Source organism: Microvirga aerophila (assembly GCF_003332305.1).
Taxonomy (GTDB): Bacteria; Pseudomonadota; Alphaproteobacteria; order Rhizobiales; family Beijerinckiaceae; genus Microvirga; species Microvirga aerophila.
The window spans coordinates 1-12,651 of the sequence record NZ_QOIO01000084.1 but is presented as its reverse complement, the minus strand read 5'-3'; the positions used below and the strand labels follow the sequence as shown (position 1 = coordinate 12,651).

At 59.5% G+C, this 12,651-nt stretch carries 20 protein-coding genes; 12 read left to right on the top strand and 8 right to left on the bottom strand.

Annotated elements, in window-relative coordinates; genetic code table 11:
- Nucleotides 1-233: hypothetical protein (locus DRB19_RS30355; protein WP_162815896.1), on the bottom strand; the 233-nt coding region annotated here is incomplete at its 3' end.
- Between the two features lie 480 nt (nt 234-713).
- Here DRB19_RS30355 and DRB19_RS26790 point away from each other — a divergent pair.
- Entirely contained in the window at nt 714-863 is a 150-nt protein-coding gene (locus DRB19_RS26790) for a DUF1127 domain-containing protein (protein WP_114189054.1), read from the top strand.
- A gap of 57 nt (nt 864-920) precedes the next feature.
- Here the strand turns inward: DRB19_RS26790 and DRB19_RS26785 are convergent, their stop codons facing one another.
- The 3 genes from DRB19_RS26785 to DRB19_RS26775 all read right to left on the bottom strand — a co-directional run bounded on the left by DRB19_RS26785 (nt 921) and on the right by DRB19_RS26775 (nt 2,264).
- On the bottom strand, nt 921-1,205 hold the full coding sequence (locus tag DRB19_RS26785) for a hypothetical protein (RefSeq protein WP_114189053.1): 285 nt from the start codon (nt 1,203-1,205) through the stop codon (nt 921-923).
- A gap of 73 nt (nt 1,206-1,278) precedes the next feature.
- Nucleotides 1,279-1,581, bottom strand: a complete 303-nt coding sequence (locus tag DRB19_RS26780) for a hypothetical protein (RefSeq protein ID WP_162815895.1) — start codon at nt 1,579-1,581, stop codon at nt 1,279-1,281.
- Between the two features lie 11 nt (nt 1,582-1,592).
- Complete coding sequence (locus DRB19_RS26775; RefSeq protein WP_114189051.1) at nt 1,593-2,264, bottom strand: ParA family protein; 672 nt, start codon at nt 2,262-2,264, stop codon at nt 1,593-1,595.
- 801 nt (nt 2,265-3,065) lie between these two features.
- On the opposite strand from DRB19_RS26775, the gene DRB19_RS26770 reads away from it, so the two are divergent.
- Together DRB19_RS26770 and DRB19_RS31990 are read left to right on the top strand one after the other, a co-directional pair.
- Nucleotides 3,066-3,824 carry a hypothetical protein gene (locus tag DRB19_RS26770; RefSeq protein ID WP_245439846.1) on the top strand — a complete coding sequence of 253 codons (759 nt, stop codon included), beginning with the start codon at nt 3,066-3,068 and terminating at the stop codon, nt 3,822-3,824.
- Nucleotides 3,825-3,868: 44 nt separating this feature from the next.
- Nucleotides 3,869-4,453, top strand: a complete 585-nt coding sequence (locus DRB19_RS31990) for an RNA polymerase sigma factor region1.1 domain-containing protein (protein ID WP_114189050.1) — start codon at nt 3,869-3,871, stop codon at nt 4,451-4,453.
- 423 nt (nt 4,454-4,876) lie between these two features.
- Here the strand turns inward: DRB19_RS31990 and DRB19_RS30350 are convergent, their stop codons facing one another.
- Nucleotides 4,877-5,044: a hypothetical protein gene (locus DRB19_RS30350; RefSeq protein WP_162815894.1), complete on the bottom strand. Its 168-nt coding sequence runs from the start codon at nt 5,042-5,044 to the stop codon at nt 4,877-4,879.
- A 1,321-nt stretch (nt 5,045-6,365) separates the two neighbouring features.
- On the opposite strand from DRB19_RS30350, the gene DRB19_RS26755 reads away from it, so the two are divergent.
- From DRB19_RS26755 to DRB19_RS26745, 3 genes are all read left to right on the top strand, one after another.
- On the top strand, nt 6,366-6,584 hold the full coding sequence (locus DRB19_RS26755; RefSeq protein ID WP_114189048.1) for a hypothetical protein: 219 nt from the start codon (nt 6,366-6,368) through the stop codon (nt 6,582-6,584).
- 103 nt (nt 6,585-6,687) lie between these two features.
- Nucleotides 6,688-7,506, top strand: a complete 819-nt coding sequence (locus tag DRB19_RS26750; protein ID WP_114189047.1) for a class I SAM-dependent methyltransferase — start codon at nt 6,688-6,690, stop codon at nt 7,504-7,506.
- A 170-nt stretch (nt 7,507-7,676) separates the two neighbouring features.
- Nucleotides 7,677-7,934: a hypothetical protein gene (locus tag DRB19_RS26745; protein WP_147023234.1), complete on the top strand. Its 258-nt coding sequence runs from the start codon at nt 7,677-7,679 to the stop codon at nt 7,932-7,934.
- A 71-nt stretch (nt 7,935-8,005) separates the two neighbouring features.
- On the opposite strand, the gene DRB19_RS26740 is transcribed toward DRB19_RS26745, so the two are convergent.
- On the bottom strand, nt 8,006-8,230 hold the full coding sequence (locus DRB19_RS26740) for a hypothetical protein (protein WP_114189045.1): 225 nt from the start codon (nt 8,228-8,230) through the stop codon (nt 8,006-8,008).
- A 404-nt stretch (nt 8,231-8,634) separates the two neighbouring features.
- Nucleotides 8,635-9,027 carry a hypothetical protein gene (locus tag DRB19_RS26735; RefSeq protein ID WP_114189044.1) on the bottom strand — a complete coding sequence of 131 codons (393 nt, stop codon included), beginning with the start codon at nt 9,025-9,027 and terminating at the stop codon, nt 8,635-8,637.
- A gap of 296 nt (nt 9,028-9,323) precedes the next feature.
- On the opposite strand from DRB19_RS26735, the gene DRB19_RS26730 reads away from it, so the two are divergent.
- From DRB19_RS26730 to DRB19_RS26715, 4 genes are all read left to right on the top strand, one after another.
- A complete protein-coding gene (locus DRB19_RS26730; RefSeq protein WP_147023354.1) occupies nt 9,324-9,575 on the top strand; it encodes a hypothetical protein in 252 nt (83 codons plus the stop codon).
- Between the two features lie 271 nt (nt 9,576-9,846).
- Nucleotides 9,847-10,047, top strand: a complete 201-nt coding sequence (locus tag DRB19_RS26725) for a hypothetical protein (protein WP_114189042.1) — start codon at nt 9,847-9,849, stop codon at nt 10,045-10,047.
- A 157-nt stretch (nt 10,048-10,204) separates the two neighbouring features.
- Nucleotides 10,205-10,636: a response regulator gene (locus DRB19_RS26720; protein ID WP_114189055.1), complete on the top strand. Its 432-nt coding sequence runs from the start codon at nt 10,205-10,207 to the stop codon at nt 10,634-10,636.
- A 63-nt stretch (nt 10,637-10,699) separates the two neighbouring features.
- Entirely contained in the window at nt 10,700-11,023 is a 324-nt protein-coding gene (locus DRB19_RS26715) for a hypothetical protein (protein WP_114189041.1), read from the top strand.
- 465 nt (nt 11,024-11,488) lie between these two features.
- On the opposite strand, the gene DRB19_RS26710 is transcribed toward DRB19_RS26715, so the two are convergent.
- A complete protein-coding gene (locus DRB19_RS26710; RefSeq protein ID WP_114189040.1) occupies nt 11,489-11,734 on the bottom strand; it encodes a hypothetical protein in 246 nt (81 codons plus the stop codon).
- Between the two features lie 428 nt (nt 11,735-12,162).
- On the opposite strand from DRB19_RS26710, the gene DRB19_RS26705 reads away from it, so the two are divergent.
- Nucleotides 12,163-12,369 (top strand): hypothetical protein, encoded by a 207-nt coding sequence (locus DRB19_RS26705; protein WP_147023599.1) that lies wholly within the window; start codon nt 12,163-12,165, stop codon nt 12,367-12,369.
- A gap of 9 nt (nt 12,370-12,378) precedes the next feature.
- A partial coding sequence (locus tag DRB19_RS26700; protein WP_162815893.1) for a hypothetical protein occupies nt 12,379-12,651 on the top strand: 273 nt, incomplete at its 3' end.

The window sequence follows — 12,651 nt, the reverse complement described above, 5'->3', positions numbered from 1 at the left end:
ACGGCAACACGGCCGGCAAGCACCGCAAGCTGCGCGCCCTCTGGCGTGGGGCTGAAGGAATGGAGGGCATTGATGCCGTCCACGCCTCCCAGAACGACCAGGATGAGCGGGGCGGCTGGTTTCCCTGCCTGTTGGGCAACTGAGACCGACAAGCCTCCGACGCTCCCAAGGAACTGCTTTTCTTCGAGGGCGTGAATATCCGTGCCGGGTGGGAAGCGCACGGTGTTGGTCATTGCCAGTGCTCTCGTCTGTCGGATCGACGAGCTGCATCCGGAGGCCTTGTCTGCATTGACGACGAAGAGCTTTGGGGATGCTTCGGTGATTGTCCCAAGGGGCCGCCTAAGCCGGTCGCTCAACGTCCAAGCGCGCGGTTTGAACGCCGCAGGCGTCACGACCACATCCACAGCAACTTCTCCGTATTTCAGGATAATTTTTGCGTTGAGAGACAGGTTGTCAAGCGATGCCCGGACGGGCGCCACGATGACTTAACAGGGTGTAAACACCCCTGCCCTGTTCCATGCCGTCTGCTCATGGGTGGTCTGGGCTCTCGCGGGGTTCATCTCCTGTCTCATGCGCCTTACATGCCGCTCATCCGTCGCGGCCTTCCGTGGCGGGTTTCCTCCCAAAACTCGGCCACCACCCAGGTGGCTTTTTTCTCGTTGCCAACGCGGGGCGCGGTTGCGCTCGTGCTGGCCCATTGTTGAGGTCGAGTCATGTTTCTATCAGTTATTCTTTCGAGCCTTGGTCGGTGGCTGCGCTCCCGTGAGACAGCCCGTCAACTGTCTGCCCTGTCCGACCGGGAGCTTTCGGACATCGGCCTCTCCCGGAGCGACATCCATCAAGTTGCACGCCACGGGCGCTAAAGTCGCTCATAAGGAGGGCGGCGCGATACATTTGCGCCGTTCTCCTCCGAAACATTCTTATGAATTCATAATCACAGCTGGTTGAACAAGCAGAGGCATTAGCGCGCCCCTGAGGGCTTGCATCTGCTGTTCAGTCTCGGGGCGAGTTCGGACTGCATCCGGGTTGAGCAGGGCACGCAGCCGCGCGTTCTCGGCCGTGAGCCGGTCGTTCTCGGCCATGAGGATCGCCACCTTCTCCTCGGCGATGCGGGCGCGAGCCTGGGCGTCGTTCCGCTCCTGCTCGCGGATTTGCACCCGGTCACGCCAGAGGCGGGTTGCAACGGTTTCCTTGTCATCACTCAACGCCAGCTCCCGGACGTAAAGGTGTAGGTATGAGATCCCGATATTAGCTCATGCGAGTGCCACATTCGTTGGATCAGGCCCGATCGATCAGACCCACAAGCCTGTCAAAGCCCTCTCGATAAGAGATCCGCTCCCGTTCGCACCATTCGATGAAGGCGTTGGCTGAACGTACGCTCACTCGAGCCGTAAACGAGTGAGTTGGCTCATCAACCGGCTTGCGCCGCTTGCGAGGCACAACAGGATTGCGCTCCACGAAACCATGCGCCTCCGCAATCGCCTTCATAGGAGGCGCGGCATGTTCATGGATGCTTTGTGAAGGACTTGCTGGCCGAAAGTCTGTTAGAGATGCAAGGCCGGCTGGAACAGGTTTCGTCATGGTGTCAGTTCTCACGCTGCTTTCCGCATTCCGCGCAATGACTCGATAATCTCAGCGACCAGCGCATCGGCGTTTTCGATAGCCTTGTCGAGGCCGTTGACTGCTGTCGGGTCCATCTCTTCAAGGCTCTGGCGGAACGTGAACATTGACCGATAGGCCGCCCGCTCAGCCAGATCCGTCTTGAGCATTGGCACCCCTGCCCCGATGAACGTGTCTCGGATTGCTCGCTCGTCCCGGGTCGCAAAGCCTGGTTTCGTACGGGTGAAAAGGACCTGATACGGGCGGGGGCCAACAGCTGCGGCTTGGTCGTCAATAAAGGAAATGGCGCGGCGAGCCTGGGAAGCATCCATGGCTGACCCCTGCATTGGGATAACCACAAGATCCGCCGCAAGGATGGCTGACGCCACAAGCAAGGAGGCAGTGCCTTCGAGGTCAGCAACTACGAACTGACGTTCGGCGGCCTCAGCCTTGAGCATTCTTGCGATATTGCTGGAGTCGGCATGACCAATCACTTTGACCGCGCTCGCACTTGGTCCGTCGCGCCAAGCCACCAGGTGCTTGTTCGGATCACAGTCAAAGACAGTGACGGATGCGCCATGACGCGCGAGCGTGGTGCCAAGGACAAGAGACGTGGTGCTTTTACCCGTACCTCCCTTGGGGTTGCTGACGACAATAATTGGCATGAATGTCTCCGAAGTACGCCGGAGTAATTCATCAGCCTTGAATTAAATAACCGTTAATGCTCGTCGCGTCACATGACCTGACGTGATTCCAATGAAATGAATGCATTCAATGAAGTCATTGCATTCATATCTGGCACGTCATTTCATTCACGTGACTTAATGGCACTACAGACAACAAATCCATGCGGCTACACCACCGCAGGGAGAGTCTAGCGGCTCTTAGTAATAGGCCGTGACGCCGTTCATTTCCCGAAGCGCCACGTCCGGCTCGTCTCGTTTCGAGCCTGGGCGAGGATGAACCCACAGATGACACACTGATATTCAGGGGCACGGCTGATGTCAGGCACGTGCCCGATATCCGGCCGCCTCTTCACCCGTTTAAGGGTGCTGTGTGAGCTCCCACGCTTCTTGGTCCGCGCGACAAGTCTCCGGCATTCGTGACACGGCTGGGGATCGGCCATAGCGGTCACTCTCTGTCAGGACCAGCACGGGGACTTCCACTTCGGCGCAGTAGCCTCAAGGCGAATAGTTAACGGCTCGTTAACAGGTGTGGAGTCAGTTTAAGGCTCGGCCTGTTGACGGTGGTGAGTCCGCCGTTCACCGTAGCCGGTGGTGCGCGCACTGAATCGCGCATCGAGGAGACGAGTAGAGCCTAGACACACAAAAGCCCGCCGAAGGGGCGGGCCTCATGTCCGGCAAGCGCCGGGGAAAATCATCGTTTGGCGACATGATCATCCCCTAAGCGCTGTGCTTTCGTCAAGCGGAAAACGTCATTTTTCGCGACGGCGGAGCTTTGCCCACATGAAGCACCTCCCCCTGCGACAGGCCTTGCAGACCGAAGGGGAACACATGCTTGTTGCTCAAGCGCGGCTTCCGCTTGTCCTGCCCATGCAGGCGCGAGCGCGACGAGTCCGCCGGCCTTTCCACCCGTCTCAGGGGGAGGGGCCTTATCGTCTGCCACGTGAAATACGGGACCGCCTGGCGGCAGCCCTGATGCCATTCCGCAACCGGGAGGCTGCTTTCTCTCTGGCGATGTTCATCGCTCGCTTCTGGTCAGCGCCCGGGCGGATCGTCGAGGGGTTTGTGATGGATCGCCGCGAGCTCGCCGACCGCGACGATCTCAGGCTGTCCGAGGCGAAGGTGAGAGGGGCAATCCGCGTCCTTGAGGAGATCGGCTTCCTCGATCGCGCCATCTCCTCCGGATCAAAGTACAAGGCCACGGAAGACGGCCTGCGCCGCAAGCCGATCCGCTTCGTGTTCGGGTCGGAGTACGCGCCCGCCTTCATCAAGGCCAACGGACGCGCAGCGGCGGCTCGTGGCGGCCATTCTCGGGATCGGCGGCCCGTTACTCCATCCAGCGCCCCACGCCCGTCCAGGGTCTCCCCAGGGGCTCAAAAAATTAACTCGCCCAAATGCAAGAGCGAAGCGGTTCCTACGGTGAATCTGGGCGACTTAAGAAAGGGAATCGGCCTCCCTCCAAAAGCCTTAGATCCAAACCCAAAGCTTGAAGCAGCTTTGGACAGACTGTTGCAGGGCATTCGGCAAAGCCGAGGCGTTTAGTCGAGAGGGCGGTGCCAAGTGAAGTTCGTAGCAGGAGGGTTCTAATGACAGCCTGGAAACCCATTGCCACTGCGCCACGCGACAGAGGCAGGCCACTCCTGCTCTACCCGCATCCCTTCCCTCGCGGAAGCTCAGAGGCGATAGAGGCTCTGCGACCGAGCGATGGGCCTCTGCTCGACCTGGCCGACGCCGCCGTTCGACGATTCATCAAGTTTGCGAAGAAGCGAGGCTATGTTACATACGACGAGCTGAATGAGGTTCTGCCCTCTAACAAGTTCTCCCCGAAGCAGATCAAGGACGTCCTCGATCAGCTCTCCGAGATGGGCATCACCGTCACGGCGGAAGAGGCGGACGAAAGCCAGTCGGCCGAAGCCGAGGAGGACGGGGGCGGCGATCTCGTCGAGGCTTCTCAGACCCAGGCGGTCGCACCGCGTGAGGAGGCCGCAGACGATCAGCTCAAGACTCCGGCAACCTTTGCCAGCGTCATGGATAGCCGGTGGGCCATCTACGGCAATGTCTTTGAAGGCTATTGGGATGGAACCAGATGGCGAAGTGCTGGCGGCGTCCCCTGTGAGCCGACGCACTGGATGCCACTGCCCTCGCCCCCGCTGGCTCTCGTCAACCGGTGAAAGAACGGGCGCCTCATGCCTGACGAGCTGCGCTCCCCGATCAAGCATGACTCTTGGAATAGGGTTCGCTTGCAGGAGTTAGCGTGCTGCGAGTCGTTCCAGCTGAGCCACTGCCCGATCCTCGGCATCGAAGTAGCGTTGCAGCCACGTGTAAGCTTCTCGGATCAAGGCCTTGCTTATGGACGGATCTGAAGCCTCGCGCGAGAGCACCATAGCATCCATATAGCGGGACCAGCAGTGAGAGCAGGCATTCATGATCTCAGCTCCTATCGTGAGAACAGCTACTGCACTTTCATGCCCTGGAACCCAGCAAACCGTCTGTAATCGAAATCACACCGACGAACTGATGCGAGAAGGGGTAGCGCACGGCCCAACTGTAGGCCAGGCGCTGAAGTCCGTGGCACGAGCCAAGCGGCAGCAGGGCTACGTATGCAAGCCGAACATCTCATCCGCCCAGCGGTCATACACGTGCTGAATGGTGAGGTAGGCCTTGTAGGCCCGGTCATAATGGTTGGCGGCAGTCAAGCGCTCTCTCAAGGCATGAAGGCGCTCAAGCCGATGAGTCCACTGAGCTTGCCGTTCGTGTGACATGCTCCCTCTCCGATCAAGGGATGTGACCTGAAAAACCTCTCGTGGGAGCAGTTGCCGGAGGCTTTGCCCCTGCCTCCGGCAACTGGATCGAGCAACCAAGGGAACAGAACGCAGTACCAAGCAACACGCCAAGGGAGAGAATGCAGTTGGTTGCGGCGATCATCCTGATCTTCGCTGCATCAGAGGCGGTTGTGATCTGCTGTTGGTCCTAGAGCTTTGGTCCGGGGTTTTGAGCCTTTGGCCGCAGATCGCGCGAGGGTCAGGAAGCGTGGCCGCATTCCATAACGCCGATACTGCGCGGAAAACCGTCGTCCAATTTCCGAGAAGACACTTTATGGAATGCTCGGCGGGCTATTGAGGCTTGAGGGCTTATGAACGGCTTCGCGCGCGGGAACACCGTCTCATGCCTGAGCCCTGAAAACTGTGAACTAGATCACAGATTTACACTTCGGAAGTGAGCATCATCGCAATCGGGAAGCAATCTTGCCTTCCCGCAACCCGGAGAATGGCGATGACCTACTTCCGCAAGCTTGCTCTTGCCGCAGTGCTGGCACTGACCGCCGTTACGACAGTTGGTGCCACAACCGCGTTAATGAGCGAGCCAGCCTACGCAGGCTCTAGGCACCCCTAATAACCCCGTCCCAATCCACGAAGTGAGCCCTATGGCTAATGCTTAGCGGACGCTGAACTCCCACCGGATTGCATATCTGGCCTCCCAGACCGCTCTGGCGGGAGCATTGATAGAGGAGGGTCGCTCATGCTCCGCTTATCTGCTCTCGTTTTGGCTTCTTAGGCGCTAGGTGCAGGTATTGGGCCAACCATCATTGTCGCGCTGATCTCTGCTATCGCGCATATCGCCTAGTCATACGCGCAAGAAGATCGTCCGCGTAATTCGCAGAACGCCCTTTATGGAATTAGAGATCTTACGCTCGGTCTTGCGGGTTGGCTTCCAAGATAGACTGTCGGTGGGCGTGCCAATGCTCCAGGACTTGTTCTAGATTACAGAGCAACTTCTGCGCCAAGGTCGTGTCGAGGCACTCCTCTCTCATCCACTTGATCAGGACAATCTGCTCAGCCACATGCCGTTCGCCCTCAGCGATGTCCCGGTCAATCTTAGCAAGTACTTCGCATCTGTTCAGTGTCATCGACATGGCGGTATGCCGAGCTGGGCCCAACGCCAAACTGCTGCTGATGATGCGCCTAACCGCACGCGGGGGCCACGTAATTCGCATCCGTCCAGGTGCCCTGGCGCACCTCGCCGTTGACGCAGGAAGCGCATTATACGGCAGGCTTGGTTGGACTTCCTTTGAGGAATGGCCCGATGATCGCCTCCAACCTTCAGCATAGGATCAACTGGTCAGGGGATCGCGGCCGACAGCCGCCAGAGTTTCCCCGCCTCGTGATGGTCCTGGTAATCGTCCTGGCACTTGTGAATGTCTCGGCCACACTGCTGATGGCTGGAAGCTGGGCGAGCATCACCAGCGGTATGCTCGAGCTTGAGAGAAGCATCCAGGATCGCCCGACCGAGACTGTCAACTGAGCCGCGAATTTCGCGGAAGGCCCTGTATGCAACTGTCCTCGTCACCCCTGTTTGGACTGGTGTAAGGTAGGCTCTCGGATGCCCCGATCCGATGGAGGCTGCGATGACAGAGCCGGACACCTCGTTTCGCGACTTTGAGCATCAGGGCTGGTCGGCGCAGGACGTCGTGACCGAATACCACGATCACCTCTCGCCCCTCACGACGCAAGCCGTCGAGGCGGTTCTCGCTGCCGCCGGGGTCAGGCGCGGCGCGCGGGTTGTGGATGTCGCGACAGGGCCAGGCTATGCCGCGGCCGCAGCGGCCGAGCACGGCGCCGAGGTCGTTGGGGTCGATTTCTCGGCCACGCAGCTTGTTCTGGCGCGACGGCACTATCCGACCATCGAATTCCGCGAGGGTGATGCCGGCGCGCTGCCGTTCCCGGAGGGCGGTTTCGATGCCGTCATCAGCAACTTCGGGATGCCGCATTTTCCCGACCCGGATGCCTTCCTCCGCGAGGCGTTCCGCGTGCTGCGCAGCGGGGGGCGCGTGGCCTTCAGCGCCTGGGCGCCGGAGTGCATCGGCTTCGGCATGTTCTACAGCGCCGTGCAAGCCCACGGTCGGATGGATGTTTCCTTGCCGCCCGGACCCAACTTTTTCCTGTTCGGCGATCCCGCCCAATGTGAGCGGAGCCTCGAGACTGCGGGCTTCCGCTCTGTGACCGTTACCAAGACCCCGCTGATCTGGCGCGTAGCGTCGCCGGACGAACCCTTCAAGGTGATCATGAAAGGGTCCGTCCGCGCCGCCGCCTTGCTTCGGGCGCAGACGCCAGAGGCTCTGGCGGCCATCCGCGATGCGGTGCGACAAGCCGTCGGCGCTTACGCAAGGAACGGCGCATTCGAGCTGCCGATGCCGGTCATCGTGGCCACGGCCGAAAAGCCTTGAGCCCTCGGGCGTGTGGAAAAGCAACCCCTGTATTCGCGGAACCGCCTATATGGAACCGGCCTCCAGGGCACGAGGGTCCGGAGTTTGCTTGACCGGATGAGACGTGAAACCCCTCCCATCGAGCAGAAGTGACAGAGCCGCTTATTGCCCTGCTTACCCCGCAGGCTAGATTGACCTTCTGGGACAGCAATCCTGAGGATCCGATGCCTAAGGCGAACGGTCAACAATCCAGATGGGTGCAAAAAGAGGCGGCCATGCACACTACCCCGGACAGCATCCGGCAGCGCATTGCCTATGAGGAAAAGCAAATTCGCGCCTTAGCGAACGTTGGTTCCGGTCAACCCGTGGAGAAGGCTCGGAAAGACCATTTCGATTTGATCCGGGTTCTGTCGGAACGCCTCGCACGCGCAGAAAACCAATCGCCGTAATTCGCATAAGCGTCAGTATGGAATGGCCGCGCGAGGCCCCGGCTCCCGTCTAACGCGTTCCATAACGCCAATCACTGACCTAGGCTTCTCACAAACCGAGACATGCGGGCCGCGACGGCGGCGTTTGCTGGAAAAGGATCCGTCGTGATGTAGAGGGCTGCCCGTCTGATCTCGGCAAGAGAGGCCTTAGGGTACTGGGCTCTCACCTTCGTCAACAGGAGATCGTCCTCGATGCTGGAGGCAGCATAATGTTCAAGGTCTTGGATCAGATGGGGGTTGATGGGGAATGGCGTCATGAGGGAGCCCTCCCATTCCAGCGGGCCAAAGATAGCGACCGGACTTGGATATAATACCGGCCAAGGATCAGCTCCAGGTCAGGGGTGCCGATCCACGCGCGTAAGGCACGCATTCCAGAACTCCCATACCGCGCGGAAAACCTGCCGCGCCATTTCGCGTAACCTCCAGTATCGAACGGCCACGAGCGGCTACGTAATATTTACCTTGGCCGTACAGGATACGTGCAAGCGGGCGTGTTGCGCATCTGCCCATTGCTGTGTTCTGCCGAACGCAGCCTTCGCCCTGGCCGAGGGTCCACGACTCCCCTCGGCTGGGGCGTTTTTGTTTGGCGACAGATCCTCTGCAGAATTTCGCGCAAGGGCGTTTATGGAACCGGCCAGTGTCGCATAACTCTCTGCAAGAGCTAGCACTCCAGCCAGCCATCCTTATCGAAGCGCACCCGCCCCTTGCAGCCCCGTAAGGGCACGTTGAAGCCAAGACCGGTAACATCCACCGGCTGCTCGGCATCCAGCACACACTCCGCCAGCGTGCCGTTAGGATGAAACTCGATTGGATGCCCAGCCGCACAAGCCACTCCGGGGGAGCGCAGCGGCCTGTGATGGTTTGGGTACGCGACGGCCCGTTCACGCAACGTGCAGCCTTTTATTGGCACCCGCCCGCTGATCCTTGGCCCATCACACTGGATGATGGTCTGATCGGGATACGCATCTTGGATCAGGGCTGAAAAGCTATACTCCTCGGCGCAGACAGCACCTGCCACCAGCACCCCGGCCAACCCAAACAGGACCTGTCGCATGAGCTCCTCCCTCGTGTAGCGGGACGCTCGATCAGCGCCTCGATGGCGGATGGCAGATCGATATGGCTGTTGCCCCATCCTACTCCTGGTCCGAGATCCTGTCGCGCCTGAACGGAGCCGGTTCGCAGAAGGCCCTTTATGGAATGGTCGGCCACGGCACTAACTTACATTAAAGCTCTTCCGGACAATCTGACCGATGCTGGTAGATCCTCGGCAAGTCGGAAGGCAGCCAAGCCACCATGGCCGTCATCAGGCAGCTCATGGTACTGCGCGCATTGAGCCAGAAGGTAAGCCAGATGCCTCATCATAACGGAACCCACCTCGGATCCCTTAAAGGTCTCCGCCTGCCTCCCAAGGCCTGGTACGTGCTGCGGAGAGAGAACATTCGGACCATCACCCAGCTCAGGGCAATCGCGGGCCGGATCGAGCGGTTCGAGGGCATCGGGCCCAAGACGGCACAGGCGATCAGAGACGAGGTCGCCCGCGTCACGTTCCACGAAGGACAGCACCACGACGAGAGTCAGTCGCCGAGTCCTTGGATCGCGTAATTCCGATAAGCGTCTTTAGGGAACTCGAAGGGCTCAGCCTGGTTCTTAGCCGGCAGGGTTGAGGGCATACGCTCCCATCTTAGATCGCGGAGAGCGTAACGGAATGACTGAGAGCACGCGACCAGCGGCCTCGAGGGTTGTCACAACCCTGATCGAGGAAGCGCACGACGCACAGGTGGCTGCGCCTATCCGTGCTGCTCTCTCGCAGGTGAAGTCTCGCATCCGGAAACCGTCGCGCCACGCCGCATAGTCAGAGTGCAGGCTTCCTCCTATGGATGACATCATCAGCCAGACCGAACAGACCCGCCGCGCCCTTCAGGAGGCGATTGAGAGCGCCAAAGAAGTGATCGAGCAGACGCTTGATCTTATCGAGCGCACCCGAGCCATCCGTAGTCAGGCCGATCCAGGCTCATCGGCAAACGTGCCCTCTGCGGAACCAATCAAGAGGATCTCGCGGAAGGCCGGTTATTGACACAGCAGATCTCCAGAGAGCTGTGAACCTCCAGGACCGTTGGCGCGGCTGTTAACGGATCGCTCACCATGTTGAGCGGAAACCGTTTCTGCGGGTGAACGCCTCCCTTCGGTTCACAGTTAACCAAGCGAACTCTCGAAGTAAGGGCATGTTCGCCATGACGCCAATCTTATCTGCTTGGACGCGAAGGTCAAAGCTCGAGGACCAGTTCGCCGATACCTGTCGCAAGCGTGTTCTTGTGGTCGAAGATGAGCTGATGATCGGCGAGATTGCCGCGGAAGCTCTCGAGGAAGCGGGGTTCGCAGTCTTCTCTGCGGCCAGCGCCGAAGAGGCCGCGGTGATCCTCGCACACGAGGCAGTGGATGTGTTGTTCACAGACATCAACCTGGGTGGAGGAGATGGCTGCGATCTTGCCAACAAAGCTCTTGAGGCTCAGCCGAGCCTTTCGGTTGTCTTCGCATCAGGCCGCTCCCGCAGGTGTCATGGAAACCGTGTTCCAACGGAAGCCGCCTTTCTCGCAAAGCCTTATCGCCTGTCAGACATGATCAGTGAAGTCGATCGTGCCGTGCGAGGGACCGCATATCAATAACAAGCTGCTCTGCCTCGACTACCACAGGTTACGCCAATCCCTTCTTCTCCCGAGGAGCTTCCCATGCGTTACATAGTTGGTGCTCTTACAAGCTGTCTCATTATGTCGTCGCCCGCCTTCGCCCAAGTTCCAGCCGAGGTAGAGGCCTGTCGCCTGTCCGGCTTGGCTGCCCTCAAGGAACGCTCACCCTCGATTGAGCACCTGACCTTCGACATCGAGTCGCTGGCGATCTCCAAGGCACAGACCAAAGTCGAGGACACGCCGATCAAGATGGTAGTCATGGGTGACGCCTATCTCCAGCGCGAGAAGAGCGACAAGCCTAATCGCTTTGTCTGCCTGGTCAGCGACAAGGGCAAGGTCGTGCTCACCTTCTTCACCGAGCAGTAGGCGTCGATGACTCCTCTCGGGCCAGGGTCGGCTTCATAACCCTTGGCAGGCCGCGTAATGCGCTGGGCCTGAGGCAATGACTGATCGCAAGCCAGCCGATATTTTAGGATGATGCCGAAAGCCAGATTGCTGACGCACAGGCTGCACGGATCAATGCGCATGTTAGCGCCATGCTCCTTCAGTTGAAGTCGCACCCCAAATGTAAGAACGGGATCGGATTTCGTGGAAAGACGCTTTATGGAACTGCCCACGAGCAGCTACCGATAGTTTACCGTGACCTTGCAGGGTGGTTGAACCGGGCCCGTTGTGTATCTGTCCGACGCAGTGGGCTCAGCACTGCAAGCGCCCTGGTCGAGAGTTCTACCCTCCTCGGCTAGGGCGTTCTTCTTTAGCGACAGATGCTCCGCGGAATTTCGCGTAAGCGTGTTTATCGAACCGGAAGCAGCGTATTCGAGCGGAAGCCGCTTACCGTCTGTTTTCGAAACGCTGACTAATCCAGGCTTGTGCCTGATCCAGGTTGGAGAAGAGCGGGTGGCTTCCGCCATCAAGGCGGCCAAAGCCTGCCTCCAGGTACCACTGCCCCGGAGCCACCTCGTTCTCATCCGAGAGGTGCACCAGCACCGCCACCAGCCGCTTCTCCTCGTCGAGGATCATCATGCCTTCGTCGTCAAAGCCGGTTGCAACGCGCAGGGGCTGAAGGCTGAAGGTCATGCCGCGGCCCGATCGCTCTCCAGATACAGGTAGGTGGGATCGAACTCGCCTGCTTCCTTCAGCCTATCCCAGTCAGGAACGAAGAGCCGGTCGCCGTTTAGCTCGATCAGACCGTCAGCCCTTAGGCCCGACCGATCCGCTTTTCCTCCTAACAGAACGTGGCGTCCACACGAGGCAAGAGAGGCGGTAGCAGGTCCAGCGAGAACCGGTAGCAAACCCCTCAGCGTCGGCGCTGGCGTGCCTGGCGGCCCAAAAGGCTATCAGGAGGAAGAATGAGGATAGCGGCGAGGTCAGGGCCTCATTGAACACCGTTATCAGTGAGAGTCTCCGCGCGAGAGGGTAAGCAACAAGTGAGCACCGAGACAGAAGAGCCTAGGGACGCACGCGAGGCCGGGGCACGGTACGGGCTGGGGCTGGCAGAGGAACTGTTGCCCCGCATCCTCAAGGCTGAGAATGAAGACGTCATCATGGGTTACATCAAAGAAATGGCCCAAGAGATCGAGCAGCACGCCCGCGAACTCGCAGAGCGCGGCCTGGGCTATGAGCTGGCCGGTCTATGGATGAAGGCGGCAGGAAAAGCTGCAACGGCCCGATTGGACGCGCTGGTGGACCAAGTCCAGCGGTCTAATCACTGAGGCAAGCAGATGAGCCCTATCACCGAAGCCCGTGAAGCAGCGCGCCAAGCTGGTGAACAGTATGGCCGTCGGGCTGCAGAGATAGGCTCATCGCTTGGTGAAGCTGCTGCGCCTCAAGACACAAACTACGGCCATATCCGAGTAGTGCTCCAGCACATCGACAAGCAGGCTGAGCAGCTCAAAGCCAAGGGCATGGCCGCTGAGCTGGTGCAGCTATGGACGGCAGCAGCCACAAGGGCAGCGACCGAGCGCATGAGGGAACTCTATCCTCTCATCAAAGCG